This window comes from Pseudomonas sp. JAI120, from assembly GCF_014207255.1.
In the GTDB taxonomy this organism is placed as follows: domain Bacteria; phylum Pseudomonadota; class Gammaproteobacteria; order Pseudomonadales; family Pseudomonadaceae; genus Aquipseudomonas.
This window is the reverse complement of sequence record NZ_JACHCZ010000002.1, coordinates 119,927-138,988: the sequence shown is the minus strand read 5'-3', so window position 1 is coordinate 138,988 and position 19,062 is coordinate 119,927. Positions and strand designations below refer to the sequence as shown.

The 19,062-nt window shown below is 60.0% G+C and carries 16 protein-coding genes; 11 read left to right on the top strand and 5 right to left on the bottom strand.

The features are described 5' to 3' along the window. Positions 1-110 precede the first annotated feature (110 nt). Positions 111-1,256, top strand: a complete 1,146-nt coding sequence (gene pdxB / locus HDC32_RS12490) for a 4-phosphoerythronate dehydrogenase PdxB (RefSeq protein WP_145334855.1) — start codon at positions 111-113, stop codon at positions 1,254-1,256. A 54-nt stretch (positions 1,257-1,310) separates the two neighbouring features. Here pdxB and HDC32_RS12485 read toward each other — a convergent pair whose 3' ends face one another. Then, positions 1,311-1,484, bottom strand: a complete 174-nt coding sequence (locus tag HDC32_RS12485) for a PA1571 family protein (protein WP_053136589.1) — start codon at positions 1,482-1,484, stop codon at positions 1,311-1,313. Positions 1,485-1,730: 246 nt separating this feature from the next. On the opposite strand from HDC32_RS12485, the gene HDC32_RS12480 reads away from it, so the two are divergent. Then, a complete protein-coding gene (locus HDC32_RS12480) occupies positions 1,731-3,515 on the top strand; it encodes an ABC transporter transmembrane domain-containing protein (protein ID WP_184744247.1) in 1,785 nt (594 codons plus the stop codon). Positions 3,516-3,580: 65 nt separating this feature from the next. Here the strand turns inward: HDC32_RS12480 and HDC32_RS12475 are convergent, their stop codons facing one another. After that, positions 3,581-5,509 carry a transglycosylase SLT domain-containing protein gene (locus HDC32_RS12475; RefSeq protein WP_131698934.1) on the bottom strand — a complete coding sequence of 643 codons (1,929 nt, stop codon included), beginning with the start codon at positions 5,507-5,509 and terminating at the stop codon, positions 3,581-3,583. Between the two features lie 213 nt (positions 5,510-5,722). Here HDC32_RS12475 and HDC32_RS12470 point away from each other — a divergent pair, with 213 nt between their 5' ends. Next, positions 5,723-7,642 carry an ATP-binding cassette domain-containing protein gene (locus HDC32_RS12470; protein ID WP_131698935.1) on the top strand — a complete coding sequence of 640 codons (1,920 nt, stop codon included), beginning with the start codon at positions 5,723-5,725 and terminating at the stop codon, positions 7,640-7,642. A 135-nt stretch (positions 7,643-7,777) separates the two neighbouring features. Here HDC32_RS12470 and HDC32_RS12465 read toward each other — a convergent pair whose 3' ends face one another. Then, positions 7,778-8,218, bottom strand: coding sequence for a universal stress protein (locus tag HDC32_RS12465; protein ID WP_131698936.1), 441 nt, complete (start codon positions 8,216-8,218; stop codon positions 7,778-7,780). A 105-nt stretch (positions 8,219-8,323) separates the two neighbouring features. Here HDC32_RS12465 and HDC32_RS12460 point away from each other — a divergent pair, with 105 nt between their 5' ends. From HDC32_RS12460 to HDC32_RS12430, 7 genes are all read left to right on the top strand, one after another. Continuing rightward, positions 8,324-8,761: a hypothetical protein gene (locus tag HDC32_RS12460; protein ID WP_131698937.1), complete on the top strand. Its 438-nt coding sequence runs from the start codon at positions 8,324-8,326 to the stop codon at positions 8,759-8,761. Positions 8,762-9,257: 496 nt separating this feature from the next. Beyond that, positions 9,258-11,405, top strand: a complete 2,148-nt coding sequence (gene fadB / locus HDC32_RS12455; RefSeq protein WP_131698938.1) for a fatty acid oxidation complex subunit alpha FadB — start codon at positions 9,258-9,260, stop codon at positions 11,403-11,405. A 29-nt stretch (positions 11,406-11,434) separates the two neighbouring features. Next, positions 11,435-12,610, top strand: a complete 1,176-nt coding sequence (gene fadA, locus HDC32_RS12450; RefSeq protein ID WP_026136849.1) for an acetyl-CoA C-acyltransferase FadA — start codon at positions 11,435-11,437, stop codon at positions 12,608-12,610. A gap of 97 nt (positions 12,611-12,707) precedes the next feature. Continuing rightward, positions 12,708-12,944: a DUF1653 domain-containing protein gene (locus HDC32_RS12445; RefSeq protein ID WP_184744245.1), complete on the top strand. Its 237-nt coding sequence runs from the start codon at positions 12,708-12,710 to the stop codon at positions 12,942-12,944. Between the two features lie 114 nt (positions 12,945-13,058). Further along, on the top strand, positions 13,059-15,680 hold the full coding sequence (gene topA, locus HDC32_RS12440; protein WP_027604240.1) for a type I DNA topoisomerase: 2,622 nt from the start codon (positions 13,059-13,061) through the stop codon (positions 15,678-15,680). Positions 15,681-15,928: 248 nt separating this feature from the next. Then, a complete protein-coding gene (locus HDC32_RS12435) occupies positions 15,929-16,450 on the top strand; it encodes a DUF6586 family protein (protein ID WP_131698940.1) in 522 nt (173 codons plus the stop codon). 116 nt (positions 16,451-16,566) lie between these two features. Beyond that, positions 16,567-16,800, top strand: coding sequence for a hypothetical protein (locus HDC32_RS12430; RefSeq protein WP_010212068.1), 234 nt, complete (start codon positions 16,567-16,569; stop codon positions 16,798-16,800). An 83-nt stretch (positions 16,801-16,883) separates the two neighbouring features. On the opposite strand, the gene sulA is transcribed toward HDC32_RS12430, so the two are convergent. Together sulA and lexA are read right to left on the bottom strand one after the other, a co-directional pair. Beyond that, the gene (sulA, locus tag HDC32_RS12425; protein WP_131698941.1) at positions 16,884-17,357 is read right to left on the bottom strand and encodes an SOS-induced cell division inhibitor SulA; all 474 of its coding nucleotides are present in this window, start codon (positions 17,355-17,357) and stop codon (positions 16,884-16,886) included. Positions 17,358-17,367: 10 nt separating this feature from the next. Further along, on the bottom strand, positions 17,368-17,976 hold the full coding sequence (lexA, locus tag HDC32_RS12420; RefSeq protein ID WP_003172575.1) for a transcriptional repressor LexA: 609 nt from the start codon (positions 17,974-17,976) through the stop codon (positions 17,368-17,370). Between the two features lie 263 nt (positions 17,977-18,239). Between lexA and HDC32_RS12415 the strand changes: the two genes are divergently transcribed. Further along, a complete protein-coding gene (locus HDC32_RS12415) occupies positions 18,240-18,947 on the top strand; it encodes a TetR/AcrR family transcriptional regulator (protein ID WP_131698942.1) in 708 nt (235 codons plus the stop codon). Positions 18,948-19,062: the final 115 nt, after the last annotated feature.

The following is a 19,062-nucleotide window of genomic DNA, read 5'->3' as shown; positions in this document are numbered from 1 at the left end:
GTCAGGAAAAAACCTGTGTTAGCGATTTGTAAGCGAGCTGTCGTGCCACCGCCCCTCCCACATTGAAGATCGCATCCCTGTACACTGCTGATCCGCCAAAGGAGCCTGCCATGCTGATTGTTGCCGACGAAAATATTCCGCTGCTCGATGAGTTCTTCCAAGGATTTGGCGAGATTCGCCGAGTGTCCGGCCGTTCCATCGACCGTGCCACCGTCGAACAGGCCGATGTACTGCTGGTGCGCTCGGTGACCAACGTCAACCGCGCCCTGCTGGACGGCACGAAGGTGCGTTTTGTCGGCACCTGCACCATCGGCACCGACCACCTCGACCTCGATTACTTCAAGCAGGCCGGTATCCAGTGGTCCAGCGCCCCCGGCTGCAATGCCCGTGGCGTGGTGGACTATGTGCTGGGCAGCCTGCAAACCCTGGCCGAGATCGAAGGCGCCGACCTCAATCAGCGTACCTATGGCGTCGTCGGCGCCGGTGAAGTGGGCGGGCGACTGATCGAAGTGCTCAAGGGCCTGGGCTGGAACGTGCTGGTCTGCGACCCGCCGCGACAGATCGCCGAAGACGGCGACTACGTCAGCCTTGAGCAGATCATCGAGCAATGCGATGTGATCAGCCTGCACACGCCGTTGACCAAGTCCGGCAACGGTTCCACCTGGCACCTGTTTGATCGCGAGCGGCTCAGCCGCCTCAAGCCCGGCACCTGGCTGATCAATGCCAGCCGTGGCCCGGTGGTCGACAACGCCGCCCTGCGCGACGTGCTGCTTGCGCGTGAAGACCTGCAAGCGGTGCTGGACGTGTGGGAAGGCGAGCCCGAGGTGGACGTCGACCTCGCCGACCTGTGTGTGTTGGCCACCCCGCACATTGCCGGTTATAGCCTTGACGGCAAGCAGCGCGGTACGGCGCAGATCTATCAGGCGTTCTGCGCGTACCTGGGCCAGGAGCAGAGCATTCAGTTGAGCGACTTGTTGCCGCAACCGTGGCTGGCCGAAGTGCATTTGAACGCATCGACCGACCCGGCCTGGGCACTCGCGACGTTGTGCCGCAGCGTGTACGACCCGCGCCGTGATGATGCGGATTTCCGCCGTAGCCTGGTGGGTACCGTCGAAGAACAACGCAAGGCGTTCGATTTGCTGCGCAAGCATTATCCGGAGCGTCGTGAAATCGATGGCTTGAAGGTGCGCATTGTGAATGGGGAGTCGGCGGTGTTGGCGAGCATCGTGTCCGCATTGGGCGCGGCAACCGTTTAAACACCGAATAAAAAACCCGGCCACCTGGGCCGGGTTTGAAAGAGCGTGGGCGCTTCAGCCTTGCTGGGCAGGCTTGACCAGTCGCTGTTCCAGCTCGCGGCACGCTTGCTGGATCATCTCTTCGGTAATCTGCACTTCGCGGCCCTGGGCGTCGATCACGGAGCAAGGCAACTGCTGTGGCTGGCGGATTACTTCAATTTTGGCATCGCTGCTATTTTGCAAGGTCATGGCCTGTCTCCTCATCAGGTTGTGTACCTACTGTATAACCCCCGAGTGACCGCGCTGTTACAACTCCTTACGAGATCACCAGTTCGAACATCCAGTCCACCAGAAACCGCTAAGGATTTCCAGCCGGGCGTTAGACCGATAGCCTCTAGGGGTCAGCATCGGTGGGCATAATTAACCTGACTCATTGTTATTCGCCCAAGTTCCCCCCATGTAAGCAGGCAGGTACCAACCCTTTCCGATCAGGTGATGCCCCTCATGTTCTCAGTCCGTCAACGCCGCGCGATTCGTCTGGCCAGTCGCTTTATCGCGCCCTATCGCTGGCAGGCACTGGGTGCCCTGATGGCGCTTATCGTCACCGCCGGCATCACCTTATCCATGGGCCAGGGCATTCGCCTGCTGGTGGACCAGGGCTTCATGACACAGTCGCCGCACCTGCTCAACCAATCCATCGGCCTGTTCATGGTGTTGGTGCTGGGCTTGGCCGTGGGCACGTTTGCGCGGTTTTACCTGGTGTCGTGGATCGGTGAGCGGGTGGTGGCGGACATTCGCCGGCAGGTCTTCAACCACCTGATCTACCTGCACCCGGGTTTCTACGAAAACAACCGCAGCTCGGAAATCCAATCACGGCTGACCACCGACACCACCTTGCTGCAATCGGTGATCGGCTCGTCGCTGTCGCTGTTCCTGCGTAATGCCTTGATGGTGATCGGCGGCATCGTGCTGTTGTTCATCACTAACCCCAAGCTCACCAGCATCGTGGTGGTGGCGCTGCCGTTGGTACTGGCGCCGATCCTGATCTTCGGTCGTCGTGTACGCAGCTTGTCGCGCCTGAGCCAGGACCGTATTGCCGATGTGGGCAGCTACGTGTCCGAGACCCTCGGCCAGATCAAGACCGTGCAGGCCTATAACCATCAGGTGCAGGACGAGCAGCGCTTTGCCGTGACCGTGGAAGAGGCGTTCTCCACCGCACGCAAACGCATCGCGCAGCGCGCCTGGTTGATCACCCTGGTGATCATGCTGGTGCTGGGTGCGGTGGGCGTGATGCTCTGGGTCGGCGGCATGGACGTGATCAGCGGGCGCATTTCCGGCGGTGAGCTGGCCGCATTTGTGTTCTACAGCCTGATCGTCGGCAGCGCCGTCGGTACCCTCAGCGAAGTCCTCGGTGAATTGCAACGTGCCGCCGGTGCGGCGGAGCGCATTGGTGAGCTGTTGCAGTCGAGCAACGAGATCCAGGCGCCGGCCACGGGCAAAGTGCAGTTGCCGGAGCGTGTCAGCGGTCGCATGGAGCTGCAGGACCTGCGCTTTTCCTACCCTTCACGGCCGGACAGCTATGCCATCGACGGCTTGAGCCTGACCATCAACCCTGGCGAAACCCTGGCGCTGGTGGGCCCGTCCGGCGCGGGCAAGTCGACGATTTTTGACCTGTTGCTGCGCTTCTACGATCCGCAGCAAGGCCGCATCCTGCTGGAAGGCCAGGCGTTGACCGATCTCGATCCCCTGGACCTGCGCCGCCACTTCGCCCTGGTGTCTCAGAGCCCGGCGCTGTTTTTCGGCAGCGTTGAGGAGAACATCCGCTACGGCAACCCGACGGCCACTCGCGAGCAAGTCGAAGCCGCCGCCCGTATTGCCCACGCCCACGATTTCATCCTGCAAATGCCCGATGGCTATCAGACCCACCTCGGCGACGGCGGCATGGGCCTCTCCGGCGGCCAACGCCAACGCCTGGCGATTGCCCGCGCGTTGTTGGTAGACGCGCCGATCCTGCTGCTGGACGAAGCCACCAGCGCCCTGGATGCCCAGAGTGAACACCTGATCCAGCAAGCGTTGCCGCAGTTGATGCAAGGGCGCACCACGCTGGTCATCGCCCACCGTTTGGCGACCGTGAAGCATGCGGACCGGATTGCAGTAATGGACCAGGGCAAGCTGGTGGCGGTGGGGACGCACCAGCAGCTGATTGCGAGCAACCCACTGTATGCGCGGTTGGCGGCGTTGCAGTTCAGTGATGGGGTTGAGGAAAGTCTCGAACACTGAATATTGGTGCCCATAAAAAATGCCCGCATCTCTCAATGCGGGCATTTTCATTTCTGCTTCAAACCTTATTGATCATCAAAGTACCGCTCATGCCAATCCACCAACGGCTGTGGCGAGTTGAGCTTCTGCCCGTAGATCACTGAATAAGACAGCACGTTCTGCACATACTGGCGGGTTTCGTCGAACGGGATGCTTTCCACCCATACGTCGAAACTCAGGTGGTCGGCGCCGCGCAGCCATTGGCGCACGCGGCCGGGGCCGGCGTTGTAGGCGGCGGAGGCGAGGACGCGGTTGCCGTTGAACTGGCTGTGCACCTGGCTCAGGTAAGCGGCGCCGAGCTGGATGTTTTTGTCCGGGTCCAGCACCTGGGCGGGGGAGGCCAGGGGGATGCTGAACTTGCGCGCGGTGTCCTTGGCGGTTCCGGGCATCAGTTGCATCAGACCGCTGGCGCCGACGCCGGAGCGCGCGTCGTCCATGAAGGCACTTTCCTGGCGGGTGATGGCGAATACCCAGCTGGAATGCAGGCCACGGACCTTGGCTTCGCGCACCAGGGTGTCGCGGTGGGCCATCGGGAAGCGGATGTCCAGGTCATCCCAGTACTGCGCCTGGCTGATGGTGCGGATCGCCGGGAAGTACCACTTCATGTCGTAGGCCAGCTTGGCCTGGGCAACCATTTCGTCACGGTTGAAGTGGCGGCTGACGTAGTACCACTCGCGGCGGCCATCCACTATCTGACCACGGGCATAGAACTCAAGGGCACGGCGCACGCCGGGGGTGTTACGCACCTTGTTGATCAGTGCCTGGCTCATCACCAACGGCTTGTTGTTCAGCTGGTACGGCGCTTTGGAGCGGTCTGCTGCGAGGAAGCCGTAGAAGTCACGCTCCCGTGACAGGTTCTTGTACAGCACCAGGGCCTGCGGGTTTTTCGGCTCGGCCAGTTCCAGGCTGCGGGCCTGCCAGTAGCGCCAGCGGTTGGTGGTGGCCAAATCCTGCGGGAGTTTGCGCGTCAGTTGGTAGGCATCTTCCCAGCGGGCCAGGCGCAACAGCAGGCGCAGGCGCCATTCGGACACGGTGTTGTCGCGCAACTCGGGGTCGTACTTGGTCATCACCTCAAGCGCGCGCGGGTCGAAGCGCTTGGCCAGGGTCAGGCCGATTTCACGGGCAATTGCCACTTTTTCGTCACGGGAGAAGTGCATGCTGCTCGCGTAACCGTCGAGCAGGGCCATGGCCTTGTCCGGGTCCTGGCGTGCCAGGCGGCGCAGGCCCAGGCCAACCGCGTCAGACATCGCCTCCGTGGCCGGCAGGAAGCGCGACGGGTCGCTGAGCATGCCGGGCTTTTGCGCGACGTCCACCATCAGGCGGCCCTGGGTACCCAGGGTCGGCAGGGTTTTTACCAGGCTGTTGGCCAGCGCGTAGTTGCGTGCTTCAGCGGCGAGTTTGGCGCGGTCCCAGATTTTTTGTTCGGTGAGTTGGCCGTCGGCGGCCCACTGGCCGAAGGTGGCATCACAGGCGGCCGGCTGGGATTTGCCGGTCATCCAGAGTTTTTCGGTGGTTTTGTAGCCTTCAGCCTTCAAGTTGTGGGTCAGCTGGAACTGGCCATGCAGGCAGTCCAGCTCAACGAAGTTGAGCTTGGGGTCGTAGTACTTTTCAAAGGTCTGCCAGTCGCCACGGTCGGCCAACCAGCGCAACCAACGCAGTTTCATCCAGTTGGCCTGGGGCAGGTCGCCGTTTTTGGCGAGGAATTGTTCGATTTCCTCGTTGCTGGCGGTCTTCAACCGGGCGGTCAGTTCGTCGTAGGCCAGGTAGGGCGTCAGCGGGTAGTCGGCCAGGGCCTGGCTGTATTGCATGTAGGGGCCCGTATCGCCCTTGGCCAGGGCGCGTTTGGCTTCATCGTAATATTGACGTTGGGTGGTGAGGTCCACGGCCTGGGCGGATTGAACGGCGGTGGCGGAAAGAAGCAGACAAGATAAAAAGTTGAAAAGGCGACTGCGCATGAGACGTCCGTGCAGAGAAATCACGACTAGCACCGGCACCGCCGACACTGATTGCCCCTAGCTTAGCCTTTTGCCAGCGGCCGGCGAAAGCTTTGCCAGTGGCTTCCTTCAAGTTCGCCGGAAATGTCCTACAGAACGTGTCGGTAGAGAAAATGCTGGCCGCATCCCCCCCTCAAGTCAGGTAGAATGCGCGCCCAGTTTTTGGAGAAGCGTATGACCCTGCTCAAATTCAGCGATGTGTCCCTTGCTTTCGGCGCTATGCCGTTGTTGGACAAGGTGTCCTGGCAGATCGCCCGTGGTGAGCGGGTGTGCATCATCGGTCGCAACGGCACCGGCAAGTCCAGCATGATGAAGCTGGTAAAAGGCGACCAGAAGCCCGATGACGGCTCCGTATGGCGCGCCCCGGGCCTCAAGATTGGCGAATTGCCGCAGGAATTGCCGGTGGCCGACGGACGGACCGTGTTCGACGTGGTTGCCGAAGGCCTGGACGGTGTCGGTGAGTTGCTTGCGCAATACCATCACCTGGCGCAGAACTGCGTCACCGAAGCGGACCTGGACAAGCTGATGCATGTCCAGCAGGACCTCGAAGCCCGTGACGGCTGGCGCCTGCAGCAACTGGTCGACAGCACCCTGAGCCGCCTGCAATTGCCGGCCGACAAGACCCTCGCCGAGTTGTCCGGCGGCTGGCGTCGTCGTGTGCTGCTGGCCCAGGCCCTGGTGTCCGAGCCGGATCTGCTGCTGCTCGACGAGCCGACCAACCACCTGGACATCGGCGCCATCGCCTGGCTGGAAGAAGCCCTCAAGGATTTCCAGGGCGCGGTGCTGTTCATCACGCACGACCGTTCCTTCCTGCAGAACCTGGCGACGCGCATTCTTGAACTGGACCGTGGTGGCCTGATCGACTGGAACGGCGACTACGCCAGCTTCCTGGTGCACAAGGAAGCTGCGCTGTCCGCCGAAGAAACTGCCAACGCTCTGTTCGACAAGAAACTGGCCCAGGAAGAAGTCTGGATCCGCCAGGGCATCAAGGCGCGCCGCACCCGTAACGAAGGCCGCGTGCGTGCCCTCAAGGCCCTGCGCGTTGAGCGTAGCGAACGTCGCGAGCGCACCGGCAAGGCCAATATCCAGCTGGATACCGCCGATAAGTCGGGCAAGCAGGTCATGGTGCTCGAGAACGTCAGCTTCCATCACCCGGATGGCCCGTTCCTGATCAAGGACTTCTCGATGGTCTTGCAGCGCGGCGACCGTATCGGCCTGTTGGGCGCCAACGGTACCGGTAAGACCACCTTGCTCAAACTGATGCTCAATGGCCTGAAACCGACCAGCGGCACCGTGGAAGAGGGCACGCGCATCGACGTGGCCTACTTCGACCAGTTGCGCCATCAGTTGGACCTGGAAAAAACCGTGATCGATAACGTCGCCGAAGGCCGCGACTTTATCGACATCGACGGCCAGAGCCGCCACGTACTCAGCTACCTGGGCGACTTCCTGTTCAGCCCGCAGCGTGCGCGTACGCCAGTGAAAGCCTTGTCCGGTGGCGAGCGTGCGCGCCTGCTGCTGGCCAAGCTGTTCAGCAAGCCGGCCAACCTGCTGGTGCTCGACGAACCGACCAACGACCTCGACGTGGAAACCCTCGAGCTGCTGGAAGAGGTTCTGCTGACCTTCAACGGCACCGTGCTGATGGTCAGCCACGACCGGGCATTCCTCGACAACGTAGTCACCAGCACCCTGGTCTTCGAAGGTGAAGGCAAGGTGCGTGAATACGTCGGTGGTTACCAGGACTGGCTGCGCCAGGGCGGCTCGCCGCGCCTGTTGGGCGTGACCGAGAGCAAGTCCGGCAAGGCCGACCTGACCTCCGCTGTGGTGGCTCCGGTGGAAGCTGCTGCACCGGCCCAGGAAGCTGCACCGGCCGCCAAGAAGAAACTCAGCTACAAGCTGCAGCGTGAGCTGGAAGCCTTGCCGGGTGATATCGACGCCAAGGAACAGCAGATCGCAACGGTAGAAGCGGAAATGGCTGACGCGGGTTTCTACCTGCGTCCCGCGGCGGAAACCGCCAAGGTCATCGCCTCCCTGGAGACGTTGAACCAGGAGCTGGAAGTGCTGGTTGAGCGTTGGGCTGAGTTGGATGCCTGATTGACTTTTGCGCAATAAAAAAGCCCGGCGCTCTTGTATGAGCGCCGGGCTTTTTCATATGAAATGCGCTTCAAATGTGGGAGGGGTCAAGCCGAATCGTCGCACCGCCCCTCCCACATTTGGTCTTCAGCGTCTTTAAGTATTTTTAACCAGTTTCACCGCCAACACATCGCACGGCGCACCGTGCAGCACATCATTGGCAGTAGAGCCCAGCAGCAACGCCAAACCGTGACGGCCATGGCTGCCGACCACAATCAGGTCGCAATGCTGTTCCTTGGCCAGGTGATGGATTTCCTGGCGGGGCTGGCCGTAGGTGAGGTGGGAATTTTCCTTGGTCACTTCGGGGTATTTGACGATCAAGCGGTCAAGGCGCTCCTTGGCCTGGTCGAACTGTTGTTGCTGCAATTGGGAAAGGTCCATGGGCACGTCGCCGCCAAAGGCCATGGCCATGGGTTCCACGATATGCACCAGGGACAGTTTCGCGCCACTGGCGACCGCGAAGGCGCGGGCGCGCTTGATCACTGGATCGCACTCTTCGGTCAGGTCTACGGCGACCAGAATATGTTCGTAGGACATGGGGCGTTCCTCCAGGGGACTGCAATAGATTCAGTATGGCTGCTTTCAAGCGGATAGGGTTGTGTCAGGTCAAATCCGCTCATCAGAAAAATCGGGAGTACACATATGACGGTCTGGATAGTGGTGTCAATCCTTGTCGTGGTTCTGAGCCCTCTGGCATGGCTGCGTCCATCGCGCCATCAGAGCGGGCGCATGGCCCTGCGCATGGAGGCACGCCGCATCGGCCTGGCCATGCAACTGGCGCCCCAGGAGTGGCCGCACTGGCTCAAGCAAGAGCCGCCGAGCCCGTGCGCGCAGTACTGTCGGCCTCGACGCGGCAGCACGCCGGCCGTTTGGAGTTACTGGCAACTGGAGCCGGGCGTGTGGGTCAATCAGTGGCGCGAAGTGTGTGTCGATGAGAAGTTGTTGCCGCATTTTGCAACGCTGCCGGCGAATGTCTACAAGGTCGAGGCTGACAAGCAAATGATCGCCCTTTATTGGGGCGAGAAGGGCGAGGCGAGCGACCTGCTGGCCATTGATAAATTGCTCAAGGCCCTGGCCTGATGCTTCGGTGTTAAACGCCAGGCAATAAAAAGCCCGAAAGCATCATCGGGCTGGAGTTGGCCAGGCAGGCCGGTAAATCTGTGTTTCCCGCGTCGGATGTTCATCCAGGCGCGTTACGGTTGTCGCTAGCCTAGCGGCATATCCCGATCTGTACAGCGGTTTCCCCTATCTTTTTCATTATTGATTTCGTGAATAGTTGAATATTGACGAATCGCGGGCCTGGCCGTGGGGTTCTGAAATGACTGGAAAGTCGCGTTTTTCCTAGCGCTTTCGAGCGATTGACAATTGCTCGGAATTGGATGAAGGTGGCGTACCCAAATCAAACGGGCGTATGAATTGAGCGTTTGTCTGTCAGACCGCTCATACAGAACCCCGACTATCGCATTGGCGGGTGTGCCTGGCGGATTGGCCTGAGCATTGACGAAATTATCAATGTCCAAGCATAGGCCAGCGTCCAATGTGTACTGTTCAGCTTCCATATCGTGGAGATCAGTTGATGATTTACGAAGGTAAAGCCATCACGGTTAAGGCTCTTGAAAGTGGCATCGTCGAACTGAAGTTCGACCTCAAGGGTGAGTCCGTCAACAAGTTCAACCGTCTAACCCTGAACGAACTGCGTCAGGCCGTAGACACCATCAAGGCTGATGCATCGATCAAAGGCGTGATCGTCTCCAGCGGCAAGGACGTGTTCATCGTCGGCGCTGACATCACCGAATTCGTCGACAACTTCAAGCTGCCCGATGCCGAGCTGGTGGCTGGCAACCTCGAAGCCAACAAGATTTTCAGCGATTTCGAAGACCTCAACGTACCGACCGTTGCCGCGATCAATGGCATCGCGCTGGGCGGCGGCCTGGAAATGTGCCTGGCGGCGGACTTCCGCGTCATGGCGGCCACTGCCAAAATCGGTCTGCCTGAAGTCAAACTGGGCATCTACCCAGGCTTCGGCGGCACCGTGCGCCTGCCGCGCATCATTGGTGCCGACAACGCCATCGAGTGGATTGCCGCCGGTAAGGAAAACCGTGCTGATGACGCACTGAAAGTCGGTGCCGTCGACGCCGTGGTGGCTCCGGACAAACTGGCCGAAGCCGCGCTGAACCTGATCAAGGGCGCCATCAGCGGCGAATTTGACTACAAGGCCAAGCGTCAGCCGAAGCTGGAAAAACTCAAGCTCAACGCCATCGAACAAATGATGTCGTTCGAAACCGCCAAGGGTTTCGTCGCTGGCCAGGCCGGCCCGAACTACCCGGCGCCGGTTGAAGCGATCAAGACCATCCAGAAGGCCGCGAACTTCGGTCGCGACAAAGCCCTGGAAGTGGAAGCTGCGGGCTTCGTCAAACTGGCCAAGACCTCGGCGGCCCAGAGCCTGATCGGCCTGTTCCTGAACGACCAGGAACTGAAGAAAAAGGCCAAGGCCTACGACGAAATCGCCAAGGACGTGAAGCAGGCTGCCGTACTCGGCGCCGGTATCATGGGCGGCGGTATTGCCTATCAGTCGGCGTCCAAAGGCACGCCGATCCTGATGAAGGACATCAACGAGCACGGGATCGAACAGGGCCTGGCCGAAGCCGCCAAGCTGCTGGTTGGCCGCGTTGATAAAGGTCGCATGACGGCTGCGAAGATGGCTGAAGTGCTTAACGGCATCCGTCCTACGCTGTCCTACGGCGATTTCGGCCATGTCGACCTGGTGGTCGAAGCGGTTGTCGAGAATCCGAAGGTCAAGCAGGCGGTACTGGCTGAAGTTGAAGGCCACGTTAAAGACGACACCATCCTGGCGTCTAACACCTCGACCATTTCCATTTCGCTGCTGGCCAAGGCCCTCAAGCGTCCGGAAAACTTCGTCGGCATGCACTTCTTCAACCCGGTGCACATGATGCCGCTGGTGGAAGTGATCCGTGGCGAGAAGTCCAGCGAGCTGGCGATTGCCACCACCGTTGCCTACGCCAAGAAAATGGGCAAGAACCCGATCGTGGTCAACGACTGCCCAGGCTTCCTGGTCAACCGCGTGCTGTTCCCGTACTTCGGCGGTTTCGCCAAGCTGGTGAGTGCCGGTGTGGACTTCGTGCGCATCGACAAGGTCATGGAAAAATTCGGCTGGCCAATGGGCCCGGCGTACCTGATGGACGTGGTCGGCATCGACACCGGCCACCACGGTCGTGACGTGATGGCTGAAGGCTTCCCGGACCGCATGAAAGACGACCGCCGCTCCGCGATCGACGCGCTCTACGAGGCCAAGCGCCTGGGCCAGAAGAACGGCAAAGGCTTCTACGCCTACGAGGCGGACAAGAAGGGCAAGCAGAAGAAAGTGGCCGACCCTTCGGTGCACGAAGTACTCGCGCCGGTCATCTACGAGCAGCGTGAGGTGTCCGACGAGGACATCATCAACTGGATGATGATCGCCCTGTGCCTGGAAACCGTGCGTTGCCTGGAAGACGGCATCGTTGAAACCGCCGCCGAAGCCGATATGGGCCTGGTGTACGGTATTGGTTTCCCTCCATTCCGTGGTGGTGCACTGCGTTACATCGACTCGATCGGTGTGGCCGAGTTCGTTGCCCTGGCTGATCAATACGCTGATTTGGGCCCGCTGTACCACCCGACCGCGAAGCTGCGTGAAATGGCCAAAAACGGCCAGAGCTTCTTCGGTTAAGCGCCCAGACGACTAGAGCGAGAATATTTATGAGCTTGAATCCAAGAGACGTGGTGATTGTCGACTTCGGTCGCACACCGATGGGCCGCTCCAAGGGCGGCATGCACCGCAACACCCGTGCCGAAGACATGTCGGCGCACCTGATCAGCAAGCTGCTGGAACGCAACGTCAAGGTCGACCCGAACGAAGTCGAAGACGTGATCTGGGGCTGCGTCAACCAGACCCTGGAGCAGGGCTGGAACATCGCGCGCATGGCGTCGCTGATGACGCAGATCCCGCACACGGCTGCCGGCCAGACCGTCAGCCGCCTGTGTGGCTCGTCCATGAGCGCGCTGCACACCGCCGCCCAGGCGATCATGACCGGTAACGGTGACGTGTTCGTCGTCGGTGGCGTGGAGCACATGGGCCACGTCAGCATGATGCACGGTGTCGATCCGAACCCGCATATGTCGCTGTACGCGGCAAAAGCCTCGGGCATGATGGGCCTGACCGCGGAAATGCTCGGCAAGATGCATGGCATTACCCGTGAAGCCCAGGACGCGTTCGGCGTGCGTTCCCACCAGCTCGCCCACAAGGCGACCGTGGAAGGCAAGTTCAAGGATGAAATCATCCCGATGAACGGCTACGACGAGAACGGTTTCCTCAAGCTGTTCGACTACGACGAAACCATTCGTCCGGATACCACTCTGGAAAGCCTGGCGGCCCTCAAGCCTGCCTTCAATCCGAAGGGCGGTACCGTGACCGCCGGCACTTCGTCGCAAATCACCGATGGCGCTTCGTGCATGATCGTGATGTCGGCTCAGCGTGCCCAGGACCTGGGTATCCAGCCGCTGGCGGTGATTCGCTCGATGGCCGTGGCGGGTGTGGACCCGGCAATCATGGGCTATGGTCCAGTACCGGCGACACAAAAAGCCTTGAAGCGCGCAGGCCTGACTATCTCCGATATCGACTTCTTCGAGCTCAACGAAGCTTTCGCCGCACAGGCCCTGCCGGTGTTGAAAGATCTGAAAGTGCTCGACAAGATGAATGAGAAGGTTAACCTGCACGGCGGTGCGATTGCCCTGGGCCACCCATTTGGTTGCTCCGGTGCACGTATTTCCGGCACTTTGCTGAACGTGATGAAGCAAAATGGCGGTAACCTTGGGGTTGCAACCATGTGCATTGGTCTCGGCCAAGGCATTTCCACCGTCTTCGAACGCGTCTAAGCGTTGAGTTGACGGAAGCCGGGGCCCAGTGCCCCGGTTTTTGTTTTTTGGAATTTTTAATATTTTTTTTTAACAAATTTTGTAAGGGGGCCAGAGCATGAAAGTCGAACCAGGGCTCTACCAGCATTATAAAGGTCCGCAGTACCGCGTTTTCAGCGTGGCACGGCATTCCGAGACCGAAGAGGAAGTGGTGTTCTACCAAGCACTGTATGGCGATTACGGCTTTTGGGTGCGCCCCGTGAGCATGTTCCTGGAGACCGTCGAAGTTGACGGTGAGCAGGTGCCGCGCTTTGCTTTGGTCCAGGCCGAACCCAGCCTTTTTTCAGGGCAATAACGGCAGGTCGCGCAGAATGCTGCGCTTGACCTCACCTTGTTGCCACTATATATAGCGTTGCCGCGTCAGGCGCCAACTGCCTTTCACTTCTCGAATTCAGGAATTTTCCGATCCATGGGCAAATCGCTGGTCATTGTGGAATCCCCGGCTAAGGCCAAGACCATCAACAAGTACTTGGGCAACGAGTACGTGGTGAAGTCGAGTATCGGCCATATCCGAGACCTGCCCACCAGCGGTTCGGCTAGCGCCAGCAAGGAGCCTGCCGCCAAGCGCGGCAAGGCGGCTGCGGGCGAAGGTCCGGTGCTCACGCCTAAAGAGAAAGCGCGCAAGCAGCTGGTCTCGCGGATGGGTGTGGACCCGGATCATGGCTGGAAGGCCAAGTACGAAATCCTTCCGGGCAAGGAAAAGGTCATCGAAGAGCTGCGCCGGCTCGCCAAAGATGCCGACACCATCTATCTCGCAACGGACTTGGACCGCGAAGGGGAAGCCATTGCCTGGCACCTGCGGGAAGCCATCGGCGGTGATGACAGCCGCTACAAGCGTGTGGTGTTCAACGAAATCACCAAGAAAGCCATCCAGGAAGCCTTCTCCAAGCCGGGCGAGCTGGATATCGACCGTGTCAACGCCCAGCAGGCCCGCCGTTTCCTCGACCGCGTCGTGGGTTATATGGTCTCGCCGCTGCTGTGGGCCAAGATCGCCCGTGGCCTCTCCGCCGGCCGTGTGCAATCGGTAGCGGTCAAGCTGGTGGTGGAGCGTGAGCGTGAGATCCGTGCGTTCAACCCCGAGGAATACTGGGAAGTTCACGCCGACCTGGGCACTGCCAAGGGCGCCAACGTGCGCTTCGAAGTGGCCCGTGAGAAAGGCGAGGCGTTCAAGCCGCTTAACGAAGCCCAGGCCATGGCCGCGCTGGAGAAGCTCAAGGCCTCCAGCTATAGCATCGTCAAGCGCGAAGACAAACCGACCAGCAGCAAGCCGTCGGCACCGTTCATCACGTCCACCCTGCAACAGGCCGCGAGCAACCGCCTGGGCTTCGGTGTGAAGAAAACCATGATGATGGCCCAGCGTCTGTACGAAGCCGGCTACATCACTTACATGCGTACCGACTCCACCAACCTGTCGCAAGACGCGGTGGCAATGGCGCGTACCTATATTGAAAGCGAATTCGGCAAGAAGTACCTGCCGGAGAAGCCGAACGTCTACAGCAGCAAAGAAGGCGCCCAGGAGGCTCACGAAGCGATTCGTCCTTCCGACGCCAACACCGAGCCAAGCAAGCTGAGCGGCATGGAACGCGACGCTGAGCGCCTCTACGAGCTGATCTGGCGCCAGTTCCTGGCTTGCCAGATGCTACCGGCGCAATACCTGTCCACCACTGTCAGCGTCGGCGCTGGCGACTTCGAGCTGCGCGCCAAGGGCCGTATCCTCAAGTTCGATGGCTACACCCGCGTGATGCCGCAGATCGCCAAGCCCGGCGACGACGATGTGCTGCCGGACATGGCCCAGGGCGACACGTTGAAGCTGATCAAACTCGACCCGTCCCAGCACTTCACCAAGCCGCCGGCGCGTTATTCGGAAGCCAGCCTGGTGAAAGAGATGGAGAAACGCGGTATCGGTCGTCCTTCGACCTACGCGGCGATTATCTCCACCATTCAGGACCGTGGCTACGTCGCGCTGCACAACCGTCGTTTCTATTCGGAAAAGATGGGCGACATCGTCACCGAACGCTTGTCCGAGAGCTTCTCCAACCTGATGGATTACGGCTTTACCGCCGGTATGGAAGAGAACCTCGATGACGTGGCCCAGGGCGAGCGCGACTGGAAAAACGTGCTCGACGAGTTCTACGGCGACTTCAAGAAAAAACTCGAAGTGGCCGAAAGCCCTGAGAGCGGCATGCGTGCCAACCAGCCGGTGATGACCGACATCCCATGCTTGACCTGCGGTCGCCCGATGCAGATTCGTACTGCGTCCACTGGCGTGTTCCTCGGTTGCTCGGGCTACAGCCTGCCACCGAAAGAGCGCTGCAAGGCGACAGTCAACCTGGTGCCGGGCGATGAAATTGCGGCAGACGACGAGGGTGAATCCGAGTCGTTGGTACTGCGTGGCAAGCACCGTTGCCCGATCTGCAGCACGGCGATGGACGCATACCTGCTGGACGAGAAGCACAAGTTGCACATCTGCGGTAACAACCCGGATTGCGACGGCTACGAGATCGAAGAGGGCAGCTACCGCATCAAGGGCTACGAAGGCCCGAGCCTGGAATGCGACAAGTGCGGCAGCGAGATGCAGCTCAAGACCGGCCGCTTCGGCAAGTTCTTCGGTTGCACCAACCCGACCTGCAAGAACACGCGCAAACTGCTGAAAAGCGGTGACGCGGCCCCGCCCAAGATGGACCCGGTGAAGATGCCGGAACTCAAGTGCGAGAAGGTCAACGACACCTACATCCTGCGTGACGGTGCTTCGGGGTTGTTCCTGGCGGCCAGCCAGTTCCCGAAAAACCGCGAGACCCGAGCGCCGTTGGTGCTGGAGATCGTGCCGCACAAGGACGAGATCGATCCGAAGTACCACTTCCTGTGTGAAGCGCCAAAGAAGGACCCGGATGGTCGCCCAGCCGTGATCCGCTATAGCCGCAAGACCAAGGAGCAGTACGTGCAGACCGAAGTGGACGGCAAGCCTACCGGCTGGAAAGCGTTCTACGACGGTGGCAAGTGGAAGGTCGAGGACAAGCGCCAGGGGGCTTGATCCGTCGGATGCGCTGAAGGTCCAGTGTGGGAGGGGGGCTTGCCCCCGATAGCGGTATATCAGTCGACATGTGTATGACTGATGCTCCGCTATCGGGGGCAAGCCCCCTCCCACATTTGGATCTGTCTGGATCTGAAAGTCGAGTTTTGACCCGCATAAGCAGCGGTTTATTGCACTTGCAGTAGGCTCGGCTGATCCGTGACACTGTTCAGCCAGCATCACGCTTATTCGTTGTGGAGATTGCCGTTATGGCCAACGAACTCTATACCCGTACCAACCAGAAAATTTACTTCGCGGGTTTGTCCCTGGAAGCCCTTGGCCGTGCCGAGGAAGGGAAGGAGATGAACGCGATTGCGCTGGTTCAGGCCGGGCGTGAAGCGGCATTGTTCCACTTGTATGGTGCGTTACTGGGCTTGTGCCATGAGATCGCCGGGTTCTACCGCTTGCCTCAGGCCGGTTCGCCCCGTGCGGAAATGATCATGAGCCGTGAAGTGCTGGAAAGCATGGCGATCCCTGAGCTGGCTGAGCTGGTGGAAATGACCCAGAGCCCCGACAGCTGGGTCGCGCGTCTGCTCAAGGCCCATGCGGACATGTTCCAGCCGCCACGCATTCCCCATGTACCTAAGGGCGACGTCACTCAACCATTGATCGTAGCGGTAGCGCTGGAAGAGGAAGAACCCAAGCCCCTGAGCCGGGAGGAGCTGGAAGGCTGGCGTCAGGAGCTGAAAAAGATGGCGTTGCGCTTTCGTGAAGGTTTGAACGAGTGCTGAACGTTGGTCGGATTCACGGCACCGTTCATCAAGCCGTAAAGAAACCTCTTCAGATCCTCAACGAAGCCGGGAGGATGACTGATATAATCCCGGCCTTTCGTGGAGAACAGACTTTTATGCCGACGTCCTTTCTGGAAATTGTTGAGTTGCCTGACGGCCGAATCGAGCTGCGCCGGGCTGAGGACGAAGGTTCTCTGGTTATTCTGGATTTTTCCGAGGACGCCAAGGTGTTCCTGCAGGGCCAGCACGTGGAAGTGGCAAAAGCCATGTTGAGCGTTGGTGTGCAGATGGCAGGTCGCCTGGCAGAAGGCGAACCGGAGAAAGAAGACGGCCCGCGCGTTCTTCACTGAGTTTGGCAAGTGGGTTCGCTGTTGTGGCAAGCCCGCTCACCACAACAGGCCCCCTCTAAAGGGATAGCCTGCGGCGCACCGAATTACCCCAATCGAATATTCAAGCTCTGCGCATCGCCTGTACGTGCAGCGCTGATCAGCTGTGCCTTGGCAGTGGCATTCAGCGGGTTGAGCCAGCTGACCACGGTGTGGCTACGGCCCAGGCGCAACGCTTCACAGGTCAGTTGCTGAGCGCTTTGCGTGCCACGTGGCTGCAGCAACAGGATGCGCTCGCGGTTAAGGCCTGCGTCCCGCAGCCAAGCCTGGGTCAGGCTGGCGGGCGGGGCGATCAGCGTCAACCAGCGTGCATCCTGTTCTTCGCTCAGGTCGCGAAGGATCGGCGCCAGCAGACTCAGGCAGCTCCCGGCCGCACCGCGCAACGACAGTTCACTGAACGCCTCAGGTTCGGCGCTCCAGGGCGCCTCGACCGTTTCCTTGAGGATGGGCGCAAGGGGTTGGGCCATAAAGGCCTCGAACAGCGACAGTTGTGTGTGTTGGGGTGTGTGCACGAGCTGCATGATGCCTCCTTTAGCGGCGAATGACGCCGACGCTCAGGCCTTCGATCACCAGGTCCTGATCTTTCAGGTTCACTTCAATCGGGGCGAACTCAGGGTTCTCGGCCAGGAGCCAGACCTTGCTGCCTTCGCGCTTGAAGCGTTTGACGGTGACTTCATCGCCGATACGGGCGACGACGATCTGGCCATTACGGGCTTCGCGGGTAGTATGGACGGCCAGCAGGTCGCCATCGAAAATGCCCACGTCCTTCATGCTCATGCCATGTACCCGCAACAGGTAGTCGGCACGCGGATGGAAGAAGGTCGGGTTGATGTTGCAGGACTCCTCGACGTGCTGCTGCGCCAGGATCGGCGCACCGGCGGCTACGCGACCGATGATTGGCAGTGTCGATTCGTCGGCCTTGGCTTCAAAGCCAGGGATACGGATGCCCCGCGAAGCACCCGGGGTCATCTCGATCGCGCCTTTGCGAGCGAGGGCCTTGAGGTGTTCTTCGGCGGCGTTGGGGGACTTGAATCCCAGTTCCAGCGCTATTTCCGCTCGCGTCGGCGGATAGCCGTTGTCATCGAGGCAGCGCTTGATAAAAGCCAGAATCTCAGCTTGGCGTGGCGTCAGTTTTAGCATGTTGATCGCTCTGTCTTTTTATACAGTGACTGGGATTATATACAGTGAACTGCGCTTGGCAATCATCCTTTTCTACGACGCCGCCGGACGGTCATTCGTTAGCTGTCCTACAAGGCAGAGATGGCACTGCCTACAGACCTGGGAGTCTGTGATTAAATAGCGATGAAATAGATGACTGCCCGGCCGGAAAGCGAACTTGCAGGCTTGACAAGACACACCCTGAAACGTATGTTTCAAACAAGTGTTTGTCAGGCGGAGTATCCATGGCCCAGTCGGAAACCGTTGAACGCATTCTCGATGCTGCTGAGCAATTGTTCGCGGAAAAAGGATTTGCTGAAACTTCATTGCGGCTGATCACCAGCAAAGCCGGGGTCAATCTCGCCGCAGTGAACTACCATTTCGGCTCGAAAAAGGCCCTGATCCAGGCGGTGTTCTCGCGCTTCCTGGGGCCGTTCTGTGCGAGCCTCGACCGTGAACTCGAGCGCCGCCAGGCCAAGGCCGACCACAAGCCCACCCTGGAAGACCTGCTGGAAATGCTCGTGGAGCAAGCGCTGGTGGTTCAACCGCGCAGCGGCAACGATCTGTCGATCTTCATGCGTCTGTTGGGCCTGGCATTCAGCCAGAGCCAGGGCCACTTGCGCCGTTACCTGGAAGACATGTACGGCAAGGTCTTCCGCCGCTATATGTTGCTGGTGAACGAAGCTGCCCCGCGTATTCCGCCTATCGAATTGTTCTGGCGCGTGCACTTCATGCTCGGTGCGGCCGCATTCAGCATGTCCGGGATCAAGGCGTTGCGTGCGATTGCCGAGACCGATTTCGGCGTGAATACCTCCATTGAGCAGGTCATGCGCCTGATGGTGCCGTTCCTTGCCGCCGGAATGCGTGCTGAAACCGGCGTGACCGACTCGGCCATGGCGGCCGCCCAATTGCGCCCACGCAGCAAATCCGCGCCAGCTCCCGCCAAGGTTTGACCGCTCCGGGTGTGCGCGACCGCTTGCATCCGCTAAGCTAGCCGCCCATGCCGAATTCAGCTATTTACTCGCAACCTGTTGTTCTCACTGCGCCTGGTGAGGGCAGCGGGTTGTG